Origin of the sequence: Burkholderia sp. MSMB1589WGS, from assembly GCF_001636105.1 — a bacterium.
Taxonomy (GTDB): domain Bacteria; phylum Pseudomonadota; class Gammaproteobacteria; order Burkholderiales; family Burkholderiaceae; genus Burkholderia; species Burkholderia humptydooensis.
In genome coordinates this window covers 1,036,280-1,059,034 of the sequence record NZ_LNJT01000006.1, presented here as the reverse complement: position 1 = coordinate 1,059,034, position 22,755 = coordinate 1,036,280, and the positions used below count along the sequence as shown (strand labels likewise).

Annotated in this window: 24 protein-coding genes; 10 read left to right on the top strand and 14 right to left on the bottom strand. The window is 68.7% G+C overall.

Annotation, left to right across the window (positions count from 1 at the left end):
* Positions 1-54: 54 nt before the first annotated feature.
* Together WT16_RS07105 and WT16_RS07100 are read right to left on the bottom strand one after the other, a co-directional pair.
* Positions 55-1,614, bottom strand: coding sequence for a methyl-accepting chemotaxis protein (locus tag WT16_RS07105; RefSeq protein WP_063532971.1), 1,560 nt, complete (start codon positions 1,612-1,614; stop codon positions 55-57).
* A 184-nt stretch (positions 1,615-1,798) separates the two neighbouring features.
* Complete coding sequence (locus WT16_RS07100; protein ID WP_015602149.1) at positions 1,799-2,839, bottom strand: bile acid:sodium symporter family protein; 1,041 nt, start codon at positions 2,837-2,839, stop codon at positions 1,799-1,801.
* A gap of 379 nt (positions 2,840-3,218) precedes the next feature.
* Here WT16_RS07100 and WT16_RS34325 point away from each other — a divergent pair, with 379 nt between their 5' ends.
* The 3 genes from WT16_RS34325 to WT16_RS07085 all read left to right on the top strand — a co-directional run bounded on the left by WT16_RS34325 (position 3,219) and on the right by WT16_RS07085 (position 6,310).
* Positions 3,219-3,704: a hypothetical protein gene (locus WT16_RS34325; RefSeq protein WP_043281943.1), complete on the top strand. Its 486-nt coding sequence runs from the start codon at positions 3,219-3,221 to the stop codon at positions 3,702-3,704.
* 408 nt (positions 3,705-4,112) lie between these two features.
* Positions 4,113-5,189 (top strand): porin, encoded by a 1,077-nt coding sequence (locus WT16_RS07090; protein ID WP_063532970.1) that lies wholly within the window; start codon positions 4,113-4,115, stop codon positions 5,187-5,189.
* A gap of 158 nt (positions 5,190-5,347) precedes the next feature.
* A complete protein-coding gene (locus WT16_RS07085) occupies positions 5,348-6,310 on the top strand; it encodes a LysR family transcriptional regulator (protein ID WP_063532969.1) in 963 nt (320 codons plus the stop codon).
* Between the two features lie 169 nt (positions 6,311-6,479).
* Here WT16_RS07085 and WT16_RS07080 read toward each other — a convergent pair whose 3' ends face one another.
* Entirely contained in the window at positions 6,480-7,439 is a 960-nt protein-coding gene (locus WT16_RS07080) for a nitronate monooxygenase family protein (protein WP_059930514.1), read from the bottom strand.
* A 298-nt stretch (positions 7,440-7,737) separates the two neighbouring features.
* Between WT16_RS07080 and WT16_RS07075 the strand changes: the two genes are divergently transcribed.
* Positions 7,738-8,631, top strand: coding sequence for an alpha/beta hydrolase (locus tag WT16_RS07075; RefSeq protein WP_006024298.1), 894 nt, complete (start codon positions 7,738-7,740; stop codon positions 8,629-8,631).
* Positions 8,632-8,677: 46 nt separating this feature from the next.
* On the opposite strand, the gene WT16_RS07070 is transcribed toward WT16_RS07075, so the two are convergent.
* Positions 8,678-9,166 (bottom strand): Lrp/AsnC family transcriptional regulator, encoded by a 489-nt coding sequence (locus WT16_RS07070; protein WP_015602269.1) that lies wholly within the window; start codon positions 9,164-9,166, stop codon positions 8,678-8,680.
* A gap of 111 nt (positions 9,167-9,277) precedes the next feature.
* On the opposite strand from WT16_RS07070, the gene WT16_RS07065 reads away from it, so the two are divergent.
* On the top strand, positions 9,278-10,192 hold the full coding sequence (locus WT16_RS07065; RefSeq protein ID WP_006024300.1) for a DMT family transporter: 915 nt from the start codon (positions 9,278-9,280) through the stop codon (positions 10,190-10,192).
* 220 nt (positions 10,193-10,412) lie between these two features.
* Here the strand turns inward: WT16_RS07065 and WT16_RS07060 are convergent, their stop codons facing one another.
* From WT16_RS07060 to WT16_RS07040, 5 genes are all read right to left on the bottom strand, one after another.
* A complete protein-coding gene (locus WT16_RS07060; RefSeq protein WP_063532968.1) occupies positions 10,413-10,742 on the bottom strand; it encodes a DUF1289 domain-containing protein in 330 nt (109 codons plus the stop codon).
* Positions 10,739-11,245, bottom strand: coding sequence for a YbaK/EbsC family protein (locus WT16_RS07055; protein WP_006024302.1), 507 nt, complete (start codon positions 11,243-11,245; stop codon positions 10,739-10,741). Before WT16_RS07055 ends, WT16_RS07060 begins: the two co-directional genes overlap by 4 nt.
* Before the next feature lie 50 nt (positions 11,246-11,295).
* Positions 11,296-12,228, bottom strand: a complete 933-nt coding sequence (locus tag WT16_RS07050) for a hydroxymethylglutaryl-CoA lyase (protein ID WP_009911100.1) — start codon at positions 12,226-12,228, stop codon at positions 11,296-11,298.
* A 73-nt stretch (positions 12,229-12,301) separates the two neighbouring features.
* Positions 12,302-13,243 carry a glyoxylate/hydroxypyruvate reductase A gene (locus tag WT16_RS07045; RefSeq protein WP_063532967.1) on the bottom strand — a complete coding sequence of 314 codons (942 nt, stop codon included), beginning with the start codon at positions 13,241-13,243 and terminating at the stop codon, positions 12,302-12,304.
* A gap of 4 nt (positions 13,244-13,247) precedes the next feature.
* Positions 13,248-13,685 carry a VOC family protein gene (locus tag WT16_RS07040; RefSeq protein WP_063532966.1) on the bottom strand — a complete coding sequence of 146 codons (438 nt, stop codon included), beginning with the start codon at positions 13,683-13,685 and terminating at the stop codon, positions 13,248-13,250.
* A 148-nt stretch (positions 13,686-13,833) separates the two neighbouring features.
* Between WT16_RS07040 and WT16_RS07035 the strand changes: the two genes are divergently transcribed.
* Positions 13,834-14,472 (top strand): alpha/beta hydrolase, encoded by a 639-nt coding sequence (locus tag WT16_RS07035; RefSeq protein ID WP_059930505.1) that lies wholly within the window; start codon positions 13,834-13,836, stop codon positions 14,470-14,472.
* 195 nt (positions 14,473-14,667) lie between these two features.
* On the opposite strand, the gene WT16_RS07030 is transcribed toward WT16_RS07035, so the two are convergent.
* The 3 genes from WT16_RS07030 to WT16_RS07020 form a co-directional block, all read right to left on the bottom strand.
* Positions 14,668-16,785 carry a phospholipase C, phosphocholine-specific gene (locus tag WT16_RS07030; RefSeq protein WP_015601082.1) on the bottom strand — a complete coding sequence of 706 codons (2,118 nt, stop codon included), beginning with the start codon at positions 16,783-16,785 and terminating at the stop codon, positions 14,668-14,670.
* Positions 16,786-16,831: 46 nt separating this feature from the next.
* Positions 16,832-17,128 (bottom strand): hypothetical protein, encoded by a 297-nt coding sequence (locus WT16_RS07025; RefSeq protein ID WP_059930501.1) that lies wholly within the window; start codon positions 17,126-17,128, stop codon positions 16,832-16,834.
* A 92-nt stretch (positions 17,129-17,220) separates the two neighbouring features.
* On the bottom strand, positions 17,221-18,213 hold the full coding sequence (locus WT16_RS07020) for a LysR substrate-binding domain-containing protein (protein ID WP_063532965.1): 993 nt from the start codon (positions 18,211-18,213) through the stop codon (positions 17,221-17,223).
* Positions 18,214-18,329: 116 nt separating this feature from the next.
* On the opposite strand from WT16_RS07020, the gene WT16_RS07015 reads away from it, so the two are divergent.
* Entirely contained in the window at positions 18,330-18,968 is a 639-nt protein-coding gene (locus WT16_RS07015; RefSeq protein ID WP_063532964.1) for a glutathione S-transferase N-terminal domain-containing protein, read from the top strand.
* 32 nt (positions 18,969-19,000) lie between these two features.
* On the opposite strand, the gene WT16_RS07010 is transcribed toward WT16_RS07015, so the two are convergent.
* Positions 19,001-19,459, bottom strand: a complete 459-nt coding sequence (locus WT16_RS07010; RefSeq protein WP_006024311.1) for an Lrp/AsnC family transcriptional regulator — start codon at positions 19,457-19,459, stop codon at positions 19,001-19,003.
* A gap of 124 nt (positions 19,460-19,583) precedes the next feature.
* On the opposite strand from WT16_RS07010, the gene WT16_RS07005 reads away from it, so the two are divergent.
* Genes WT16_RS07005 through WT16_RS06995 form a run of 3 tightly spaced genes read left to right on the top strand, consistent with a single transcriptional unit; the run spans position 19,584 to position 21,450 of the window.
* Entirely contained in the window at positions 19,584-20,312 is a 729-nt protein-coding gene (locus tag WT16_RS07005) for an AzlC family ABC transporter permease (protein ID WP_059930497.1), read from the top strand.
* Entirely contained in the window at positions 20,309-20,611 is a 303-nt protein-coding gene (locus WT16_RS07000) for an AzlD family protein (RefSeq protein ID WP_063532963.1), read from the top strand. Before WT16_RS07005 ends, WT16_RS07000 begins: the two co-directional genes overlap by 4 nt.
* Positions 20,608-21,450, top strand: coding sequence for an alpha/beta hydrolase (locus WT16_RS06995; protein ID WP_063532962.1), 843 nt, complete (start codon positions 20,608-20,610; stop codon positions 21,448-21,450). The genes WT16_RS07000 and WT16_RS06995 overlap by 4 nt, the downstream gene beginning before the upstream one ends.
* Positions 21,451-21,474: 24 nt before the next feature.
* Here WT16_RS06995 and dapA read toward each other — a convergent pair whose 3' ends face one another.
* Positions 21,475-22,362: a 4-hydroxy-tetrahydrodipicolinate synthase gene (gene dapA / locus WT16_RS06990; RefSeq protein WP_171845218.1), complete on the bottom strand. Its 888-nt coding sequence runs from the start codon at positions 22,360-22,362 to the stop codon at positions 21,475-21,477.
* Between the last annotated feature and the right edge of the window lie 393 nt (positions 22,363-22,755).

Genomic DNA, 22,755 nt, shown 5'->3' with positions numbered 1-22,755 from the left:
ATAATCGTTTACTAAAAATGCTAAACAAGGCGATTGCGCCGAGGCGGGCAGCGCTTACGCCGCGACCCGGAAGATCGCGGCCGCCTCGCGCAGCGCGGCCGCCTCGCCGGCGAGCGCGCCCGCGGCGCTCGCCGCCTTCTGCACGAGCAGCGCGTTGTGCTGCGTCATCTCATCCATCTGCGCGACCGCGCGGTTCACCTGATCGATGCCGCTGCGCTGCTCCTCGGACGCGTGCGAGATCTCGTCGACGAGCGTCGCGACCTGCCGCACCGACGCGAGCATGCCGACTATCGTGCCGCCCGCGGCCTTCACCGTGTCCGCGCCGAGCTCGACTTCGCCCGTCACGTCGGCGATCAGCGCCGAGATCTCCTTCGCCGCCTGCGCGCTGCGGTGCGCGAGGCCGCGCACTTCCTGCGCGACGACCGCGAAGCCGCGCCCCGCCTGACCGGCGCGCGCCGCCTCGACGGCCGCGTTCAGCGCGAGCAGGTTGGTCTGGAACGCGATGCCCTCGATCGTCGACGAGATGCTGCGGATCTGCCGCGAGCGCACCGACAGCGCCTCCATCCGCGCGATCGCATCGCGCGCGGCGGCGTCGCCCTGCTCGGCCTGCGTCGACGCGGCGAGCGCGAGCGAGCTCGCCTGGCGCGCGTGATCCGCGTTCGTGCGCACCGTCGCCGCGAGCTGCTCCATGCTGCTCGCCGTCTGCTGCAGGCCGGCCGCGTGTTCGTCGGTGCGGCGCGACAGGTCGTGGTTGCCGTGCGCGATGTCGGACGTCGCGTGCGCGATCGCGTCGGCCGCGCGCTGCAGCGTGCCGATCGTCGCCGCGAGGCGCGTGCGCATCGCGTGCATCGCATGCATCACGCTGCCGGACGCGGCGCCGGCGGCGCGCACGTCGAGCGCGAGATTGCCGGACGCGATCTCGTTCGCGACGCTCGCCGCGTAGTCGGGCTCGCCGCCCAACTGTCGCGCGAGCGCGCGCGCCATCGCCGCGCACAGGATCGCGACGGCGGCGACGCCCGCGAGCACGCAGAGCGCGACCGCCCACTGGACGAGCCGCGCGACGCCGCGCGCGCGATCGTACGCGCGCTGCGCGGCCTCGAGCTGCCCCTGGCGCAGTTGCGCGGCCTCGCCCTTCACGCGTTGCGCGACGGGATCGAGCGTCTGCGTGACGACCCATTGCGCTTCGGACAGGTTGTTCGCCTTGAGCAGATCGACCGCGGGCCGGATGCCCTTGTCGCGCAACGTCGCCCAGTCGGCGGCGAGGCGCTCGGCCTGCTCGCGCTCGGCGCCGGCGCGCGGCGTCGCGCGGAAGTCGGCGAGCAGGCGATCGATCGCGTCGATGTCGCGCGCCGACGCCGCGGCGACCGCCTCCGTTTTCGCGGCGGACGGATCGAGCACCGCGTCGCCGACCGCGTAGCGCGTCTGCGTGACGAGCTCGTCGATCGACGAGATCCGCTGCAGCGTCTTCGCGCGATCTTCGAAGACGTGCGCGAGCGCGTCGCCGACGCGCGCGACGCCGGCGAGGCCGATGCCGCCGGCGGCGGCGAGCACGAGGACGACGACTGCGACGAGGGCGCGCAGACGGGTCTTGACGGTGAGGCGGGTGGTGTTCATCGGGTGGTTCCGGAAGCGGCGCGCCGCGCTCGTGACGCGCCGGGCCGTGACGAGAAGCCGGCTTAACGGCGTCGCGGAACCAGGGTTGAATGAATTTTTCGTGAAGCGACGCCCCGCTTTGGGGCGTCGGCCGCCGGGGAGGCGGCGGCGCGGCCGAAGCAGCCCGCTTCGCCGCGCCCGTCGCTCAGCGCTTCGCCGCGCTCGCGCCCGAGCCAAGCGGCCGGCCGCCACGCGCGCCCGTGGGCCGCTCGCGGCTCGTATCGCGTGCGCCCCAGCGCTGCGCGAGCGCCGCGCAGGTCATCAACTGGATCTGATGGAACAGCATCAGCGGCAGCACGACCGCGCCCACCGCGTGCGCGGCGAAGATCACCTTCGCCATCGGCACGCCGGCCGCGAGGCTCTTTTTCGAGCCGCAGAAGATGATCGTGATCTGGTCCGCGCGGTTGAAGCCGAGCCGCTTGCTGACGATCGTCGTGACCGCGAGCGCGATCGCGAGCAGCACGACGTTGACGACGACGAGGCCCGCGAGCGCGGTCGCCGGAATCTGGTGCCAGAGCCCTTCGTTCACCGCCTCGCTGAACGCGACGTAGACGACGAGCAGGATCGAGCCCTGATCGACGAAGCGCAGCACGCCGCGGTTGCGCTCGATCCAGCGGCCGATCACGGGCCGCAGCAACTGGCCGGCGATGAACGGCACGAGCAGTTGCATCACGATCGCGCCGATCGTGCTCCACGGCGACGCGGTCGCGCCCGTGCCCTGCGTCGACACCATCACGCCGACGAGCGCCGGCGTGACGAAAATGCCGAGCAGGCTCGATGCGGACGCCGAGCAGACGGCGGCCGGCACGTTGCCCTTCGCGATCGACGTGAACGCGATCGACGATTGCACGGTCGACGGCAGCGTGCAGAGAAACAGCACGCCGGCGTACAGTGCGGGCGTGACGAGCGGCGTGAGCACGGGCTTGAGCGCGAGGCCAAGCAGCGGGAACAGCGCGAACGTGCTGAGCAGCACGACCGCGTGCAGCCGCCAGTGCGTCGCGCCCGCGATGATCGCCTCGCGCGACAGCTTCGCGCCGTGCAGGAAGAACAGCAGGCCGACCGCGACGTCGGTCGCCCAGTTGAATGCGTGCGCGGCTGCGCCGCGGCACGGCAGGAAGCTCGCGAGCACGACGGTGCCGACGAGCGCGAGCGTGAAGTTGTCGGGAACGAAGCGGGAGCGCGCCATCTCGGGTCTCGATCGAATGCGGTGGAAGCGCCGGCGGCCCGCGGGCGGCGCGGCGGTTATTGACCTGATATTGTCGCGGCCGGCGATTGAATAGGCAAATTCATTCGAAGAATCGATTGATGATTCGAATGCATGCAGATGCACGCTGCCGGCACATTGGAACCTTACGGCGGAAACGGTCGAAAACGGGCGGCGCGCATGCGCCGGAAACGTATGCGGGATCGGCAAAAGCCGTGCAGTAACACGGTGTTACACCGATGCTTTTGGTCTAACACTTTTGCGCTCGACACGTTTTCGCCTCGCCCATAAATTACCGCTGAAAGGCTTGCGCGCGATTCAGGTGCGCGCGCGGGCAAAAAAGCCAAGCAGCAGACCAATCATGATGACGGAACGGGCAGTACGGAAGATCGGGCAATGGGCGGCGGGCGCGATGTGCGCGCTCGCAGCGACGCTCGCCTTCGCGCAGCCGCCGCACGGTGGCGGGCCCGGTTTCGGCAGCGGGCGCGGCGGCGCGCCGTACATGGCGGGCAGCGGGGGCGGCTGGCGCAGCGCGCCCGGCTATCTGCAGGCGGCGCCGCACGGCGGCGACGCGCGGATCGGCGTGAACGGCTATCGCCAGCGCTGGGGGCTGCGCCCGACGCCGTCGTATGGCCGCTACGCGGCGCAAAACCCGTACCGGCCGATCAGCGCCGAGGCGCGCCAGGCGCCGCACGCGCCGGGCTCGGCCAACCTGCCGATGCGCGCCGGCTCGATCCGCGCCGACGTCGCGCGCTACAACGAGGAGCGCGGCGGCCGTCCCGCGCCGGCGCCGAGGCAGGACGAAGCCCCGCGCGTGCCGTTTTTCGCGCCGTTCTACCGCAACTGAGCGCCGGGCCGGCGGCCGCGCTCGCCGCCGGCTGATGCAAATCCGCGACACTCGCGCGAAATCCTGCCTCGCATTTCCTTGATTACGCTATCTTTCGCGCCTCGTTGCGAGGACGACGCGCGCACGCCGGCGTTTTCTCCGCGTTCGAACCGCCGCCCGCGATCGTCGCCGGCGCGCGTTCCGCGCGCGCAGGAAAGCCGTTCGTCAGTTTGAAACCGGCGAGCCGATCGCCGACACCCGACAAATCGCCGGGAAGTTAACGCTGACGCTATATCCGCAATAAGTCCCTCCTTTTTTGACCGGAAAAATGGCTCGGGAAGATGGCGACGCCCCCCGAACGGCATCGCGTCTTCCTGGCGTCGCCCGCCCGTTCGCCTCGCTTCCGTTGGACGACAATCTGGAGATCACATGAAGTCAACCGTCAGCCGCGCGCTGCAAACCACTTTCGCGTGCGTCGCCGTCGCGGCGCTGGCCGCGGGCGCATCGGGCGCTCGCGCGCAATCGAGCGTTCAGCTCTACGGGCAAGTCGACGAATGGATCGGCGCGCAGAAATTCCCGGGCGGGCAGCGCGCGTGGGGCGTGCAGGGCGGCGGGATGTCGACGTCGTACTGGGGGCTGCGCGGCACCGAGGATCTCGGCGGCGGCTATCAGGCGATCTTCACGCTCGAGGATTTCTTTCGCGCCCAGAACGGCCGTTACGGCCGCTTCGACGGCGACACGTTCTTCGGCCGCAACGCATACGTCGGACTCGCGACCCCGTACGGCACCGTGCGCGCGGGGCGTCTGACGACGCAGCTCTTCATCTCGACGATCCTCTTCAATCCGTTCATCGATTCGTACGTGTTCTCGCCGATGGTGTACCACGTGTTCCTCGGGCTCGGCACGTTCCCGACGTACACGACCGATCAGGGCGTCGTCGGCGATTCGGGCTGGAACAACGCGATCGACTACACGAGCCCGAGCTTCGGCGGCTTCAACGCGGCCGCGATGTACGCGTTCGGCAACACGGCGGGCGACAACCGCTCGAAGAAGTGGAGCGGCCAGTTGAATTATTCGAACGGCCCGTTCGCGGCGACGGCGATCTATCAATACGTGAACTTCAACGGCAGCCCGGGCGACCTCGGCGCGCTCGTGTCCGGCATGAAGAGCCAGGGCGTCGCGCAGGTCGGCCTGTCGTATGACTTCAAGCTTGCGAAGATTTACGCGCAATATATGTATACGAAGAACGAGCGGAACGCCGGAAGCTGGCACGTGAACACCGCGCAAGGCGGCGTGTCGGTGCCGCTCGGGCCGGGCAGCGCGCTCGCGTCGTACGCATATTCGCGCGATTCGGGCGGGCTCGATCAGACGCATCGCACATGGGCGCTCGGCTACGACTATCCGCTGTCCAGGCGCACCGACGTGTATGCCGCCTACATGAACGATCGCTACTCGGGCATGTCGAGCGGCGACACGTTCGGCGCGGGAATTCGTGCGAAGTTCTAACGAATGGGATGCCGGGCGCGCGCCGCCCGGGCGATGCAGGGAAAAGTGAGCGGCGTCACATTAGCGGCGCCGTTTTGCCTTTTTTGACGTTTTCAATTCACCAGCTTTGTTACAGTTGCTTGCGATTGCATAATTCCTCTCGATTGCGAGCATTTCGGATGGATACCCTCGTCAGCATGAATGTGTTTCGCTATGTCGTCGAAGTTGGCAGCTTCGTCGGCGCGGCCGAACGCATGGAGATGTCGGCGGCGATGGCGAGCAAGCACGTGATGCATCTCGAGCACCAGCTCGGCGCGCGTCTTTTGCATCGCACGACGCGCCGCGTCGCGCCGACGGAGGCGGGACGCGAATACTACGAGCGGCTCGTGCAGGCGCTTACCGAACTCGACGAGGCCGGGCAGGCGGTGGGCGCCGCGAGCGTCGTGCCGCAAGGGCGGCTGCGCGTGACGTCGCTGTCCGCGTTCGGGCTGCGGCACGTGATGGACGCGGTGACGTCATATGCGCAGCGCTACGCCGACGTGACGGTCGAGATCACGCTGTCCGATCGCGTCGTCGAGCTGATCGACGAAGGCTACGACGTCGCGGTGCGCGCGGCGCCCACGGGCATGAAATCGTCGTCGCTCGTCGCGCGGCAGATCGCGACCGCGCACATCGTGCTCGTCGCGTCGCCCGACTATCTCGCGAAGCACGGCACGCCGGCGACGATCGCCGATCTCCAGCATCACAGCTTCATTCGCCGCGAGCCGAACGAGACGCTGATCGACGCGGCGATCTCCGACGTCGCGGCCGCCTCGCGCGTGCCGCTGTCGGGCAACGTGATCGTCAATCATCTCGAAGGGCTGCGCGTCGCGGTGCTGGGCGGCGCGGGCGTCGCGCTCCTCGGCACCGAAGTGGTCGGCGAGGACATCGAGTCCGGCCGCCTCGTGCCGCTGCTGCTCGATGCGCTGCCGCCGCGCGAGCTGCCGATCTACGCGGTGTACGCGAGCCGCCGGCACGTGTCGGCGAAGGTGCGCTCGTTCGTCGATTTCCTCGCCGATCGCTTCGCCGGCCAGTCGCTGTGCCCGTCGATCGACGAGCGGCTGCGGCAGATCGCGATGCCGCGGATGAAGCGGCTCGGATGACGCGCGGGGGCGCCGCGCGCCGCGTAGCGACGAAAAAAAGCGGACCGTGCGGTCCGCATCAGACTGAAGACGAACCCTCGCATCGCGAGGGTTTTGTTGTTTACCGCTTCTCGTTCTTCGCGTTCACCCGCGAGAGCGCCGCGACGTTCGGACCATGCGGCGGGCCCGGTTACGCGCGAATCCCGAGGCGCGCCTTCGCGTCGTCGTATTCGCGCTTGAGGCGCGCGACGAGCTCCGCGACGCACGGAACGTCGTCCATCAGCCCGACGCCCTGGCCCGCGCCCCAGATGTCCTTCCACGCCTTCGCCTTGTCGCCGCCGAAGTTCATCTTCGTCTTGTCGGATTCGGGCAGCGCATCCGGATCGAGCCCCGCGTTCACGATGCTCTCGCGGATGTAGTTGCCGTGCACGCCGGTGAAGAGATTCGTGTAGATGATGTCGGCCGATTTCGCGTCGAGGATCGCGCGCTTGTACGCGTCCACCGCGTGCGCTTCCTGTGTCGCGATGAAGCGCGTGCCCATGTACGCGAGATCGGCGCCCATCGCCTGCGCGGCGAGGATCGAGCCGCCGTTCGCGATCGAGCCGGACAGCACGATCGGGCCGTCGAAGATCTTGCGCGCTTCGCCGGCGAGCGCGAACGGCGAGGTCGTGCCCGCGTGGCCGCCCGCGCCGGCGGCCACGAGGATGAGGCCGTCGACGCCCGCTTCGAGCGCCTTCTGCGCGTGCCGCAGGTTGATCACGTCGTGCAGCACGATGCCGCCGTAGCTATGCACCGCGTCGACGATCTCGCGCGCCGGCGCGCGCAGGCTCGTGATGAAGATCGGCACCTTGTGCTCGACGCACACGCGAATGTCGTGCTCGAGCCGCACGTTCGACTGATGGACGATCTGGTTCACGGCGATCGGCCCGATCACGGCGTCCGGGTTCGCGGCCTTGTGCTCGGCGAGCTGCGCCTGGATCTGCGTGAGCCATTCGTCGAGCAATTCGGCCGGGCGCGCGTTGAGCGCGGGAAACGAGCCGACGATGCCCGCCTTGCATTGCGCGAGCACGAGTTCCGGATAGCTGACGATGAACATCGGCGACGCGATGACGGGCAGCGCGAGGTTTTGCAGGACGGCGGGCAGGGCCATGCGGTGTCTCCTGAATCGTCGCCGCGAGCGCGGCGGATGCATGAAATTCGTCGCGTCGCGCCGCCCTTGCGGACGCGCGTCGCGCGCTGTCGATATGTTATGGGAGTGTCGTGCCGACTGCGCGCCCGCGATGAATTAATACGAACGGTCGTGCCATTATAGACGCGCTTCGACGAACGCGCTGCCGCACGGCTGTCGAATGAGTGCTCTGTTTCTACGCTTTGCGCGGGGGCGGCTGCGATGGCGAGTCGATCGCGCTCCTACAATAACGAGCACAACAATCCGAGAGAACAAGACCATGCCGTTTGAGGAGTTCGCGCCGTTTCGCGTCACGGCGCAAGACGTCGACATCTTCGGCGTCAAAGGAGGCGCGGGACCGCCGCTTCTGTTGCTGCACGGGCACCCGCAAACGCACATGATCTGGCATCGCGTCGCCGCGACGCTCGCCAGACATTTCACGGTGATCGCCACCGATCTGCGTGGCTACGGCGCATCGGGCAAGCCGCCGAGCGATGCGCGGCATGAGCCGTATTCGAAGCGCGCGATGGCGGCCGACCAGGTCGCCGTGATGCGCCACTTCGGCTTTTCGCGCTTCTACGTGTGCGCGCACGATCGTGGCGCGCGCGTCGCGCACCGGATGGCGCTCGATCATCCGGACGCGGTCGAGCGGATGCTGCTTCTCGATATCGCGCCGACCCTCGCGATGTACGAGCGCACCGATCGCGCGTTCGCGACCGCGTACTTCCACTGGTTCTTCCTGATCCAGCCCGAGCCGTTGCCCGAGACGCTGATCGGCGGCCATTCGGACGCGTACGTCGAGGCCGTGATGGGCAATCGCTCGGCGGGGCTCGCGCCGTTTTCGACGGAGGCATTGCACGCGTATCGCGACGCGCTGCGGCAGCCGGGCGCGGTGCATGCGATGTGCGAGGACTATCGCGCGTCGGCGACGATCGATCTCGATCACGATCGCGCCGATCTCGAGCGCGGGCACAAGCTCGCGTGCCCGTTGCGCGTGCTGTGGGGCGAGCAAGGCGTCGTCGCGCGCTGCTTCGAGCCGCTCGACGAATGGCGGCGCGTCGCGCGCGACGTGAGCGGCCGCGCGCTCGCATGCGGGCATTACATTCCGGAAGAGGCGCCCGTCGCGCTGATCGACGAGATCGTCTCGTTCTTCGAGGCGCGCGAGGCGGCGTGACGCCGACGCCGCGGGCGGCGGCGATCGACGGCGCGACGCGCGCGCGTCAATCTTCTTCGGGCGCAAGCGGCGGCAATCGCCGCGCGACGGGCGTCGACTTGACGATCGACGTGCTCGTTTCCGCACGCTCGGTCACTTTCGCGAGTATCCCGTCGAGCTGTTCGATCGAGCGCAGATAAAGCCGGCAGACGAAGCAGTCGTCGCCCGTCACCTTGTCGCATTCGACGAATTCCGGAATCCGCCGCAGCAACTCCTCGACGAGATGCAACTGGCCGGGCAGCGGCTTCACGCGCACGATCGCCTGCAGCGTGTAGCCGAGCGCGCGCGGATCGAGCTCGACCGTGAAGCGCGCGATCACGCCCTGCGCTTCGAGCCGGCGCAGCCGGTCGGCCGTGCTCGGCGCGGACAGCCCGACGCGCCGCGCGAGCTCGCTGACGGGCTGGCGCGCGTCGTCGGCGAGCGTGCGCAGCAGTTCGCGGTCGATCGCATCGAGCGCGCCCGCCACGGGTGGCGGTGTGGAAAGGCGTTTTTGCATGGCAGCCTTCTTTTCAAAGGTGGAAAGACGCTTTGTGCTCAGTTTATCGATGGAGATGCGCGAATCAAGTCCCTAGAATCGAAGTCAGGCTTTCTTCTCGCGAGAACTCACATGGCTTCGAACCTGGCTTCGCACGACACGCGCCGCGGCGCGCTCGAAATGGTGGTCGCGATGTTGATGTCCGGCACGATCGGCTGGCTCGTCGTGTCGTCGCGGCAGCATCTGATGAATGTCGTATTTTTCCGCTGCCTGTTCGGCGGCGCGACGATGCTGATCATTTGCGCGGCGCTCGGCTTGCTGCGCCGCGATCTGCTGACGAAGCGCACGGCCGCGCTCGCGCTGATCGGCAGCATCGCGATCGTCGCGAACTGGGCGCTGCTGTTCGCCGCGTATTCGCGCGCGTCGATCTCGATGGCGACGGCCGTCTACAACACGCAGCCGTTCATGCTCGTCGCGCTCGGCGCGATCGTGTTCCGCGAGCGGCTCACCGCGTCGGCCGTCGCCTGGCTCGTGCTGGCGTTCGGCGGGCTCGCGCTCGTCGTGCGCGTCGAGCCCGCGGTGCTCGCGGTGCCCGGCGAGTATCTCGAGGGCGTCGCGCTCGCGCTCGGCGCGGCGTTCCTGTACGCGGTGTCGTCGATCGTCACGAAGCGGTTGAAGGGCACGCCGCCGCATCTGCTCGCGCTGTTCCAGACGGGCGTCGGCGTGCTCGCGCTCGCGCCGTTCGTCCACTACGACGCGCTGCCCGCGACGGCGGGGCAGTGGCTCGACCTCGTCGTGCTCGGCGTCGTCAACACGGGGATCATGTACGTGCTGCTGTACGGCGCGATCCAGAAGCTGCCGACCGCGACGATCGGCGCGCTGTCGTTCGTCTATCCGGTCGTCGCGATCGTCGTCGACCGGATCGCGTTCGGACAGGCGCTCGCGTGGAGCCAGGTGTTCGGCGCGGCGCTGATCCTGCTCGCGGCGGCGGGCGTGAACCTCGGATGGCGGATCGCGCCGGCGCGAAGCGTCGCGGCGCGCGGCTGAACGCGCCGCGCGAATGCGAATGTGAGCGCGAGCGCGCGCTGCGACATTCCGACACGCGCAAGAAAGTTGTAGGGAAACTCCTGATGCGGTGCAGCGAGGGCGCTCGTATGATGCGCAGTGACGTTGATCACGTCCACAGAATTCTCATTCGATACGCCGTTCGCCTTTCAGGTCGGACGGTTTTTTTTTGCGTGCGCGGCACGCGCTCGATGCGCACCGCTCATGCTGCCCGTCGTGCGGCGATGCGCGCGAGCACGATGCGCTTCGCGTCGTCGTCGAGCTTGCGCCAGCCGGCGATTTCGTCGCGCGTGCGGCGGCAGCCCTCGCACCAGCCGGTCCCCGCATCGATCCGGCAGACGTTCGTGCATGGTGACGGCACGCCCGCATTCGGCACTGCGTGTTGCGCAGCGGCGCTTGCCGCCGTGGCGTTGGCGCTTGCGTCCGTGCGCGCGGTGGTCGGCGCATGCGTCGCCGCATCGAGGGCGGGCGCCGCGCCCGGCGCGCACTCGGCGGGCGTCGCGCCGTGCGTTTCCATTAGGTCGCCGCTCATGCGTCGCTGCGTTGCGCGACGTCGGCGACCGGCGCGCCAGTCAGCGACACGAGTTCCTGCGGCGACAGGTTGAATACTGCGTGCGGGTGGCCCGCCGCCGCCCACAGGCTGTCGAGTTCGAGCAAGTCGCGATCGATCAGCATGACGGGCTCGACGAGATGGCCGATCGGGCACACGCCGCCGATCGCGTAGCCGGTGTTGTCGCGCACGAACTTTGCGTCCGCGCGGCCTACTTCGCCGACCTGCGCGGCGACTTTCTTTTCGTCGACGCGGTTCGCGCCGCTCGCGACGACGAGCACCGGCGCGCCGTCGGCGCGGCGCCGGAACAGGATCGACTTCGCGATCTGCGCGACCGAGCAGCCGAGGCCCGCAGCGGCTTCGGCCGACGTCTTGCCGGTTTCCTCGAGCATCACGATGCCCTTCGCATGGCCGCGCTCGCGCAGCAGCAACGCGACGCGGCGGGCGGAATCGGGAAGCTTGTCGATGGGGGCGGGGGTAGCCATGAGTGCGCTTCGCATCCTCGTGGAGTGGGGTGAATGGGCGCCCGCGCGCGTCATGCGCAGGCGGGCGGCTCGGTGGCCGCGCGCTGCTTCGCGAGCAGCGCGCGGCCCGCGCGCGACACGTTCGCGCGGCCGATCGCATTCGAGATGAAATCGCCGGCGGCGACGACCTGATCGAGGTCGACGCCCGTGTCGATGTTCAGCCCGCGCATCATGTACAGCACGTCTTCCGTCGCCACGTTGCCCGTCGCGCCCTTCGCGTACGGGCAGCCGCCGAGGCCCGCGACCGACGCGTGGAAGATCGCGATGCCTTCGAGGAGCGCCGCGTAGATGTTCGCGAGCGCCTGCCCGTAGGTATCGTGGAAGTGGCCCGACAGCCGCTCGCGCGGAAACGCCTTCGCGACCGCGTCGAGCACCGCGCGCGTGCGGCCCGGCGTGCCGACGCCGATCGTGTCGGCGATGTCGATCTCGTCGCAGCCGAGCGCGGCAAGACGCTCGACGACATCGACGACCGCCTCGATCGGCACGTCGCCCTGATACGGGCAGCCGAGCGCGCACGACACGCTCGCGCGCAGCCGCACGCCCGCGTCCTGCGCCGCGCGCGCGACGGGTTCGAAGCGCGCGATGCTCTCGGCGATGCTGCAGTTGATGTTGCGCTGGGAGAACGCTTCGCTCGCCGCGCCGAAAATCACGACTTCGTCGGCGCGCGAGGCGAGCGCGTTCTCGACGCCCTTCAGGTTCGGCGTGAGCGCCGAGTAGATCGTGCCCGCGCGGCGCTCGATGCCGGCCATCACGTCAGCGCCGTCGGCCATCTGCGGCACCCATTTCGGCGACACGAACGACGCCGCCTCGACGTTGCGAAACCCGGCGCGCGACAGCCGGTTCACGAGTTCGATCTTCACGCCGGTCGGCACGAACGCCTGCTCGTTCTGCAGCCCGTCGCGCGGGCCGACTTCGACGATCTTCACGGATTGGGGGAGCGTCATCCGAGTCTCCTGATTCCTGTCTTCTGATGAATGTGGGGCATGCGGTTGTCCGGCGCGCGTTGGCAGGCCGCGATCAGTAGCCGCGATCGCGGTCGACGACGCCGCCGATCGGCTCACCGCGTTCGAGCGCGCCGATCTTCGCGGCGATCTGCTCGACCGCCTCCGCGCGCAGCGTATCGGCCGAGCAGTGCGGCGTGATCGCGATTCGCGGCTCGCGCCAGAACGGGTGCTCGGCCGGCAGCGGCTCGGTTGCGAACACGTCGAGCGTCGCGGCGGCAAGGCGGCCGCTCGCGAGCGCGTCGAGCAGATCCGCTTCGACGAGATGCGCGCCGCGTGCAAGGTTCACGAGATACGCGCCGTGCGCGAGCTTCGAGAACGTGCGCGCGTTCAGGATGCCGTCGGTGCTCGCCGTGCTCGGCAGCAGGTTCACGAGCAGCTTCACGCCGCACAGGAATGCGTCGAGCTGCGCGGCGCCCGCGAACGTCGCGATGCCGTCGAGCGTCTTTGGCGCGCGGCTGTAGCCGCGCACCGGCAGCCCGAGCGCGGCGAGCGAGCGCGCGACTTCGGCGCCGAGCGCGCCGAGCCCGAGCACGCCGACGACGAAGGTCTCGCGCGAATGCGGCTCGAGCACCTGCCAGCGGCGCTCGCGCTGCAGCAGCGCGTATTCGTCGAAGCGGCGCAGATAGCGCAGCGCCGCGTGCGTCGCGTATTCGACCATCTGCCGCGCCATCCCGGCGTCCTCGAGGCGCACGAGCGGCACGCCGCGCGGCAGCAGGCCCGGATGCGCGCGCTCGAGCGAGAGTATCGCGTCGACGCCCGCGCCGAGGTTGAACACCGCCTTCAGACCGGCGCGCGGCGCGAAGAACTCGCGCGGCGCGCGCCAGACGAGCGCGTAATCGGCGCTCGCGTCGTCGCCCGGCGCCCAGGCGCGCAACTGCGCGCCGGGCAGCGCGCGCTCGATGTCGCGCTTCCAGTCCTGCGCGTCCCGATGCGGCGTGTAGAGCAGAATGCGCATGCGTCTACTTCGCGAACAGTTGGCCGATGTCGGCGAACGCCTTGAATTCCAGCGCGTTGCCGCACGGATCGACGAAGAACATCGTCGCCTGCTCGCCGGCTTCGCCCTTGAAGCGGATGTGCGGCTCGATCACGAAACGCGTGCCGGCTGTCTTCAGCCTGTCGGCGAGCGCGTGCCATTCGTCCATCGACAGCACGACGCCGAAATGGCGCACCGGCACGTCGTCGCCGTCGACCGGGCTGACGGCCGAGCGGCCCGTCTCGTCAGGCGCGAGATGCGCGACGAGCTGATGTCCGAAGAAATCGAAATCGACCCAGCGATCGGAGCTGCGGCCTTCCGGGCAGCCGAGCAGGCCGCCGTAGAAGCGGCGCGCGTGCTCGAGGCTCGTGACCGGAAATGCGAGATGAAACGGGCGCAACGCGCCGCGCGGCGTGGCGGACATGCATCGTCTCCTGAAGGGAAGCCCTCATTCTACGGTTTTGCCGTGCGTTGCGTCGCAAAGCGGGGAAATGCAAAGCACAAAAAATTGGTTCGCCGCGCGCGGCGCGCACGCGACAATCGGCGCAGGCTCCTAGCTTCGCGAGGGACACATGCGCTCATGCAGCAAATCGACGTGGCCGCCGCGGCTCGTCACGGTGCCAGGCCTGCACGGCAGCGAAGGCGCGCACTGGCAGACCTGGCTCGAGAGACAGTTCGCGCGCGCGCTGCGCGTCGAGCAGGACGACTGGGACGCGCCGCATGTCGAGCGCTGGGCGCGGAAGGTGGGCGATCTGCTCGCGCGCGAGCGCGGGCCGTTCGTGCTCGCCGCGCACAGCTTCGGCTGCCTCGCGACCGCGCATGCGCTGGCGCGGCACGCATCGGCCGCGGATGCGCGAGGAGCGGACGTCGTCGGCGTGCTGTTCGTCGCGCCGGCGAATCCGCGCAAGTTCGCGTTCGCGGGCGATTTCGACGCGCGGCGCCTCACCGTGCCGTCGATCGTGGTCGGCAGCGAAAGCGACCCGTGGATGACGCTCGCGGACGCGCGCGAGTTCGCGCACCGGCTCGGCAGCGCGTTCGTCAATCTCGGCGACGCGGGGCACATCAACGCCGCGGCGGGCTACGGTCCGTGGCCGCGCGCGAAATACTTCGTCGACACGCTCGTGCACTGCGCGGCACCGCTCAGGTTTCGCGACGACGATGCGCCGGCGTTCGGCTCACTCGTGCCGGAGCGGCTCGTGACGGCGGCCTGAGGCATTCTTGAGGCATGCTTGATGCCGCTTGATGCTGTTTTCCCGCTATTTGTCCGGATGTGCAGCGCCGAATGTCTCGCCGAACGTGTTTTCGACCGCATCGAAACGGACCGGGTGCGCCCGACCGAATCGACTGAACGAATCAACAGGACGACGGCATCCGCCCACGCATGCCGTCGCCCGGCTTCCGAATCGTCAGTTCGTGACGGGGGCGACCGCGGCCGGATCGGAATAGCTCGACTTGCCGTTCTCGACGTGCCCCGCGAAGCGGCGCGCGAACTTGCCGTTCGCGCCGTCCGATACCGTCACGTCATACCAGTGATGGCTCGATGCGAGCGCCCATTGCTCGACCCGCTCGTCGCCGCCGTGCAGCGTGATCTGGCGCGGCGACGCGCCATACGCGTTGTCGGCGAGCGTCAGTTGCACGCTCTGCCCGCCGTGATTCGTGAGCTTCAGATACAGGTTGCCGTTCGCGACGTCGTAGCCCGCCTTCACTTCCGGATGCGCAGCCGCATGCCTGCCGTGGCCCTCGGCGGCGGCGACGCCTTCGAAGCGGCGCACGAAGCCGTTTGGACCATGCACGGCGAACGCATACGCGCCGTTCGTCGCGGCGAGATCGAACTCGTCGTGCAGCGAGCGGTGCGCGCCGACCGTGTAGCGCCACGGGCCGTCGCTGCGATTCATTGCATATACATAGAAGTGCGCGCCTTGCTCGCCGCGATTCGCGAACTCGATCCGCAGGCGCGCGCCGCCGTGCACCGATGCGTTCACGTGCAGCTCGTAAGGCAGCGCGCGCGCCGGGCGCACGCCGGGCTCCTGCGGATCGACGGGGCTCGGCGCGGCGGGCACGGTCGGCGCGGGCTTCGTCGAGCAGAGTTGATCGGCGATCGACCGATAGTTGCTCGTATCGGGCAGCGGCGGCAGCGTCGCGTCGGGCGTGCGGAAATCGAATGCCGACGTCAGATCGCCGCACACCGCGCGGCGCCACGGCGTGATGTTCGGCTCGTCGATGCCGAAGCGCGCGGCGATGAAGCGGATCACCGACGTATGGTCGAACACCTGCGAGCACACGAAGCCGCCCTTCGTCCATGGCGACACGACCGTCATCGGCACGCGCGGGCCGAGGCCGTACGGCAGGCCGTCGGCCGTGTAGCTGCCGCCGCGCCCAGGGTTCACGACGTCGTGGATCTCGCCGTCGACGGTGACGGTCGACAGGCCCTGCGCGCGCGTCGTCGCCGGCTGCGGCGGCACGACGTGATCGAAGAAGCCGTCGTTCTCGTCGTACATGATGAAGAGCACGGTCTTGCGCCACACGTCGGGGTTTGACGTCAGCGCGTCGAGGATCTGTGACGTGTAGTTCGCGCCGTATGCGGGCGTGTATTTCGGATGCTCGGAGAACGCGGCGGGCGGCAGCAGCCACGACACCTGCGGCAGCTTGTTCGCGAGCACGTCGGCTTTCAGATCGTCGAGCGTGCGCGCCGTCTGCGCGCGCTGATACAGCGACGAGCCCGGCTTCGCGTTGATGAAGTTCGCGAAGTTCTGCAGGATGTTCGTCCCGTAGTTGCCGTTCAGCGGATCGGCGCCCGTCGTGCCCTGCTGATAGATCTGCCACGAGATGCCGCTCGCCTCGAGGCGCTCGGGGTACGTCGTCCACGTGAGCAAATCGTATTTCGGCGGCACGTCGCCGTCGACATAATCGCTGTTGTCGAGAAGCGGGCCGCCGTACTTGCCGGTCGGGTCGACGGTGCCCGTCATCAGGTACGAGCGGTTCGGATGCGTCGGGCCGGGCAGCGAGCAGAAGTAGTTGTCGCAGACGGTGAAGGCGTCGGCGAGCGCGTAGTGGAACGGGATGTCCTCGCGCACGTGATAGCCCATCGTCATGTCGGTCTTGTTCGCGGGCCACCGGTCGTAGCGGCCGCCGTCGATCGCCGCGTGCGTCTTGTACCACGAGTGATCGAGGTCGCCGATGCATTGCGCGCTCGTCGTCAGCGTGTTCAGGCGAAACGGCAGCACCGGCTTGCCCGGGTCCGCCTTCGACGGCTGATACCAGACGGGCTTGCCGTTCGGCAGCGGAATCGGGAGGCGATCGTTGTAGCCGCGCACGCCGCGCAGGTGTCCGAAGTAATGGTCGAACGAGCGGTTCTCCTGCATGAACACGACGATGTGCTCGACATCGCGGATCGTGCCCGTGCGCGACGCGGCGGGAATCGCGAGCGCGCGGCGGATCGATTCGGGAAACACGGTGAGCGCGGCGGCGGCGCTCGCGGATTGCGCAACGGCATGCAGGAAACGGCGGCGGCTTTCTGACGTCATGTTTTCACCTTTGGCTCTGCGGGGAAGAGGGCGCGGCAAAAAGCGATCAGCCAGGATTCGATGCGGGTTGCGCGGATGCCGCCGTCGCGCCGGATGCGTCGTCGGCGCTGTCTTCGGGCGGGTAGTGGATCACGGGCGTCGCTAGCGGCGCGCTCGCGCCCGCGGGCGCATTGCCGGCCGCCGTCGCGCCGCCGTTGAACGCGTTCGCGGCGCCGCCTTGCAGCGACGCGGGCGACGTGTCGGCGTTCGCGTTCGCGCGGGCTTGGGACGTATCGTCGCTGCACGCGGCGGCGAGCGGCGCGACGCAGAGTGCTGCAACGACGGCGGCGAGACGCTGGCGCATCGGGGGTGTCTCCTGAGGGATCGCGGGTGCTGAACATCCGCTAGTATGAGGAAACGATGCGTCGGTTACGTGAACCGTTTGCGACGGCCATATTATGACGAATCGCTTTCGATTTGCTGGCGGCCGCCGGTCACGGACGTGCCGGTCACGGACATGCCGGTCACGGACGTGCGGCGAGGCGGCTTGCGGCGCGCCTCGTCGCGCAGCCAGCCGAGCCATGCGGCGATCGCGCGCGCTTTCGGATGCCCGGGCCGCCAGACCACATAGTGCGCGTGGACGTCGGCGAGGCTCACCTTCGACACCCGCACGAGCGCGCCCGACGCAAGCTCCGGCGCGATCAGCGAGCGGCGCGCGAGCGCGACGCCGCGCCCTTTCAGCACGGCTTCGATCAGCGATTCGACATCGTCGAACCGCGGCGCGCGGCGCGGTTCGACGAGATCGACGCGCGCCGCCTGGAACCAGGGCTCCCACGGCTGCGCGGGGTGTCGCAGGAGCGTCGAGCGCGCGAGGTCGGCGGCCTCGCGCGGCGCGACGCCATCGCGGTTGCGATACGCGGGGCTCGCGACCGGAAACAGCGTCTCGTTCATCAGCTTTTCCGCGACCACGCCGGGCCACGCGCCGGGGCCGTAGCGCAACGCGACGTCGATGCGGCTGCCTTTGTCGAGCGGCGCGAGTGCGATGTCCGGATGGAGCACGACGTCGATCGCAGGATGCGCGGCGCGAAAGCGCGGCAGGCGCGGCTCGAGCCAGCGCGTCGCGACGCTCGGCAGCACGCTCACGTGCAGCGTCGTGTTCGATGCGCGGGCGGCGCGCACCGCCTTCGTCGCGTCGAACGCGCGCGCGAGCACGCTCAAGCCCTGCCGCACTTGCAGCGCGAGCGCATGCGCGGCTTGCGTCGGCACTGCGCCGTTGCGCTCGCGCGTGAAGAGCGGGCGGCCGAGTTGCGCTTCGAGCGCGCGCACGTGCTGGCTGACCGCGCCTTGCGTGAGCGCGAGCTCGTCGGCCGCGCGCGTGAAGCTTTGCAGCCGCACCGCAGCCTCGAATGCGCGCAGCGTCTGCAACGGTGGAATGCGGGATCGTGTCATTCGCGTATTAGTAACACTAATGCCCGAGCACGACAATTTATCGTTTGTCGCGAGCGCATCCGGTTCCTACACTCGCCGCCATCGCCATTCATGTCGGCAAAGGAGGCCTCGCAATCATGAGCAGTTATCGACTCTACTATTCGCCGGGCGCGTGCTCGCTCGCCGCGCACATCGCGCTCGAGGAAACCGGTGCGCCGTTCGATGCCGAGCCAGTGCGCCTGTCGCATCGCGAGCATCTCGGCGAGCGCTATCTCGCGATCAATCCGAAGGCGCGCGTGCCCGCGCTCGCGATTTCCGGCGAAGCGCGCGTGCTGACCGAGACGCCCGCGATCCTCACCTATCTCGCGCGCCGGCATCCGGACGCCGCGCTGCTGCCGATCGACGATCCGCTGCGCGAGGCGCGTTGCCATGAATGGCTCGCGTGGCTCGTCGGCTGGGTGCACGGCGTCGGTTACGGCGCGCTGTGGCGGCCGGGGCGGTTCGCCGGCGACGAATCGATTCATCCGGCGATCTCCGCGCACGCAAGGCGCGTGATCGACGAAGCGAACGGCGCGATCGACGCGTCGCTGCGCGACGGGCGGCAATGGGCGGAGCCGGGCGGGTATTCGATCGTCGATCCGTTCCTGCTCGTGCTGTATCGGTGGGGGTGCGCGATCGGGCTCGACATGGGTCGACGCGATGCGTGGGGCGAGCATGCGGCGCGCGTCTCTGCGCGCGATGCGGCGAAGCGGGCGCTCGCGACGGAGGGGCTGTAGCGACGCAAGGGCGCGTATGTGCCGCCGAGCCTTCACACCGGCACTTCCGACGTCAGCTTCACCTTCTGCAGCGGAATCTCGGTCTTCACGCTCTGCACGCCCCTGATTCGCGTCAGGTGCTGCATCTGGAATTGCCGGTAGTCGTCGATGTCGGCCGCGACGACGCGCAGCAGGAAATCGCAGTCGCCCGCCATCAGGTGGCACTCGACGACCTGCGGCAACTGCTGGACCGCCTCGGCGAAGTGATCGACGGTGTCCGCGTCCTGCTCCTTGAGCCAGACGCGCGTGAACACGGTCAATCCGCGGCCGACCATCGCGGGATTGAGCACCGCGACGTACCGTTCGATCACGCCGGCTTCCTCGAGCAGCCGCACGCGCCTCAGGCACGGCGAAGGCGACAGGCCGATCTCTTTCGCGAGTTCGACGTTCTGCAGCCGGCCGTCGCGTTGCAGCGCCTGCAGGATGCGCCGATCGATGGTGTCGAGCTTCATTGAAATTCCATTCCAGAAAAATACCGAAAATCAGCGGTCAATCCCAATTTGGCATCAGCATATAGCAACAACGCAACCCGATTCCATCGATTTTGGCAGACAATATTGCCCCGAAGGAGGTTTAATGAACAGTCTGCCAACATCCACCCTCGTTTCCGAGGAATCCCCTGCAAGATCCGAAGCCTGGCGCGGCCTGCGCGCATCGCTGCCCGTGATGCTCGGCTTCGTTCCGTTTGCGCTCGTGCTCGGTGCGCAGGCGGCGCAAAAGGGCTTCAGCGTCGTCGAAGTGCCGCTTCTGACCGGCCTGAATTTCGGCGGCGGCTCCGAATTCACCGCGATCCGGCTATGGACGTCGCCGCCGCACATCCTGCTCATCGTCGCGATGTCGTTTCTCGTCAACTGCCGGCACATCCTGATGGGCGCGGCGTTCGCGCCGTATCTGCGGCATCTGTCGCGCAAGCAGACCTTCCCGGCGCTCTTCTTCATGTGTGACGAAAGCTGGGCGATGGCGCTCGCCGACGCGCGGCGCGAGGGACGCGGGCGCGTCAGCCTGCCGTACTATCTCGGCGTGTCGGCCGGGCTGTATCTCACCTGGATCTCGTGCACCGCGCTCGGCGCGGCGCTGGGGCCGACGATCGGCGACGTCGAGCAATACGGCTTCGACATGGCGTTCACCGCGGTCTTCCTCGTGCTGCTGCGGGGCATGTGGAAAGGCGCGCGCGCGAGCCGCCCGTGGCTCGTCAGCCTCGTCGTCGCGGCGGCGACCTACCTGCTCGTGCCGGGCGCGTGGTACGTCGCGGCGGGCGCGCTCGCCGGCCTCGTCGCGGCCGTCGCCTGCGGAGAGCCGGCATGATCGACATCCCGACGCTGCTGACGATCGTGCTGATGGCCTCGTCCACCTACCTGAGCCGGATTCTCGGCTACGTCGTGCTGCGCAATCGCACGCTGAGCCCGCGCATGACGTCGGTGATGGCGAACGTGCCGGGATGCGTGCTGGTATCGGTGATCGCGCCGGCGTTCGTGTCGGACAAGCCGGCCAATCTGCTCGCGCTCGCGATCACGCTGCTCGCCGCGACCCGCCTGTCGATCCTGCCGACTGTGATCATCGGCATCGTGTCGACCGGCGTGTTGCGCCATCTGCTCGGTCAATGACGAACATGGACGACCTATCGCACGCCGCCGAAGATCGCCGGATCGATACCGGGCGCGGACGCCTGTTCGCGCGATGCTGGCCCGCGCCGCATCGCGCGGGCGCGCCGGACGATACGCCGCCCATCGTGCTGCTGCACGATTCGCTCGGCTGCATTCGTCTGTGGCGAACGTTTCCGCAGACGCTGGCCGCATGCGCGGGGCGGCGCGTGATCGCTTACGATCGCCTCGGCTTCGGTCAGTCGGATGCGCGCACGGATACGCTCGACGCCGGCTTCGTGCGCGACGAGGCGCGACGTTTTTTCCCGATGCTGCGCGATGCGCTCGGCTTTGATCGTTTCGTCGCGTTCGGTCATAGCGTCGGCGGCGGGATGGCCGTGCATTGCGCGGCCGCGTTCCCGTCGGCGTGCGAAGCGCTGATCACCGAATCCGCGCAGGCGTTCGTCGAAGACCGCACGCGCGCCGGCATCGTCGACGCGCGCGAGCAGTTCGAGCGGCGCGACGCGTTCGAGCGGCTGCGCGCGCATCACGGCGACAAGGCGCGCTGGGTGCTCGATGCGTGGATCGGCACGTGGCTGTCGCCGGAATTTGCCGACTGGTCGCTCGGCGATGTGTTGCCGCAGGTGATGTGCCCGACGCTCGCGATTCACGGCAGCGACGACGAATACGGCTCGACGCTGCATCCGGAGACGATCGCGCGCTCGGTCGGCGGGCCTTCGCAGATCGAAATCGCGCCCGGCGTGCGGCACGTGCCGCATCGCGAGCGCGAGCAGTGGGTGGCGGAGCGCGTTGCGGCGTTTCTTCGTGACGCGCGTTGCGGCGGTTCAGACTCGGCCGGGTGATGTCGGCGGCGCGCCCCCGTTCGCTCAAACGCCAGCCATTTCGCTTTGCCGCAGCGCTTCCCAATGCGCGACCAGCCGCGATGCGAGCGCGTCGCTCGCCGGCAGGAACGGCAGCCGCAGCGCGTTGTCGCACCAGCCCTGCGCGGCGAGCAGCGCCTTCACGGGCGCGGGATTCGGCTCCGCGAACAGATCGGCGACGAGCGGCTGCAACGCGGCCGCGATCCGCCGCGCGTCGTCGAGCCGGCCTTCCCGCAGCAATGCGTGCGCGCGCACGTGCCACGCGGGCAGCACGTGCGCGGCGCTCGCGATCACGCCGTGCGCGCCCGCGCACAGCGCCGCGAAATTCTGGTTGTCATCGCCGGAGAGGATGCGCAGCGGCGTTTCGTGCACGAGGCGCAGCATTCGCTCCATCGTCCCGCCGCATTCCTTCACGCCGACGACGCGCGCATCGCGCGACAGCGCCTTCAGCGTATCGAGCTCGACGTTCACGCCGGTGCGGTACGGGATGTTGTAGACGAGCACGGGCAGATCGGCCGCTTCGACGATCGCTTCGATGTGCCGCTGCACGCCCGCCTGCGTCGGTCGAACGTAGACGGGCGGCGTGACGAGCAGCCCGTCCGGGCGCAGCGCCGCGAGCGAGCGCGCGCGTTCGGCCGCCGCGTGCGTCGCGACCGCGGTCACGCCGAGCACGACCGGCAGCGCCGGGGCGGCGTCGCGCAGCGTCGCGAAAATCGCTTCCTGCTCGCCCGCGTTCAGGAGCGCGCCTTCGCCCGTCGTCGCGCCGGCGACGAAGCCCGCGATTCCTTCGTCCGCATAGTGCCGCGCAAGGCGCGCGAGCGCCGAATGGTCGATTTCGCCGGCGTGGAACGGCGTGATGATCGGAAGCCAGATACCTTCGAAACGTGATTGCATGTGCATCCTCTAGATGAAACGGGTGGAGGGGAGCCGTCCCGCCGGCCGGCGCCGGATCGAGGTATGCGAATGGTGCGTGAACACGCGGGCATCCCGTCCGGCGATCGCCTGACGGGATGCGACGTCCCCGTCAGTCGGAGAGTCGTTTTTTGAGGTTCAGCCCGGCCATGCGCGCGTGCGCCGCAAGCGCGGCGGATGGCGACAGCGAACGCGAGTGAAATGCGGCGGACATGGCTGAACGAAAAGTGGGCTGAGCGGCGATCTTAGCACCAATGCGTTGGCGATGGCGAGCGGCTGCGACACGGCGGCGCATGTTTTGCGCGGCGGTTCGCGCGCCGGGCCGCATGAATGGCCGGGGCGCGTGCCGGAACACGCATGCCGAACGCGCGAGCC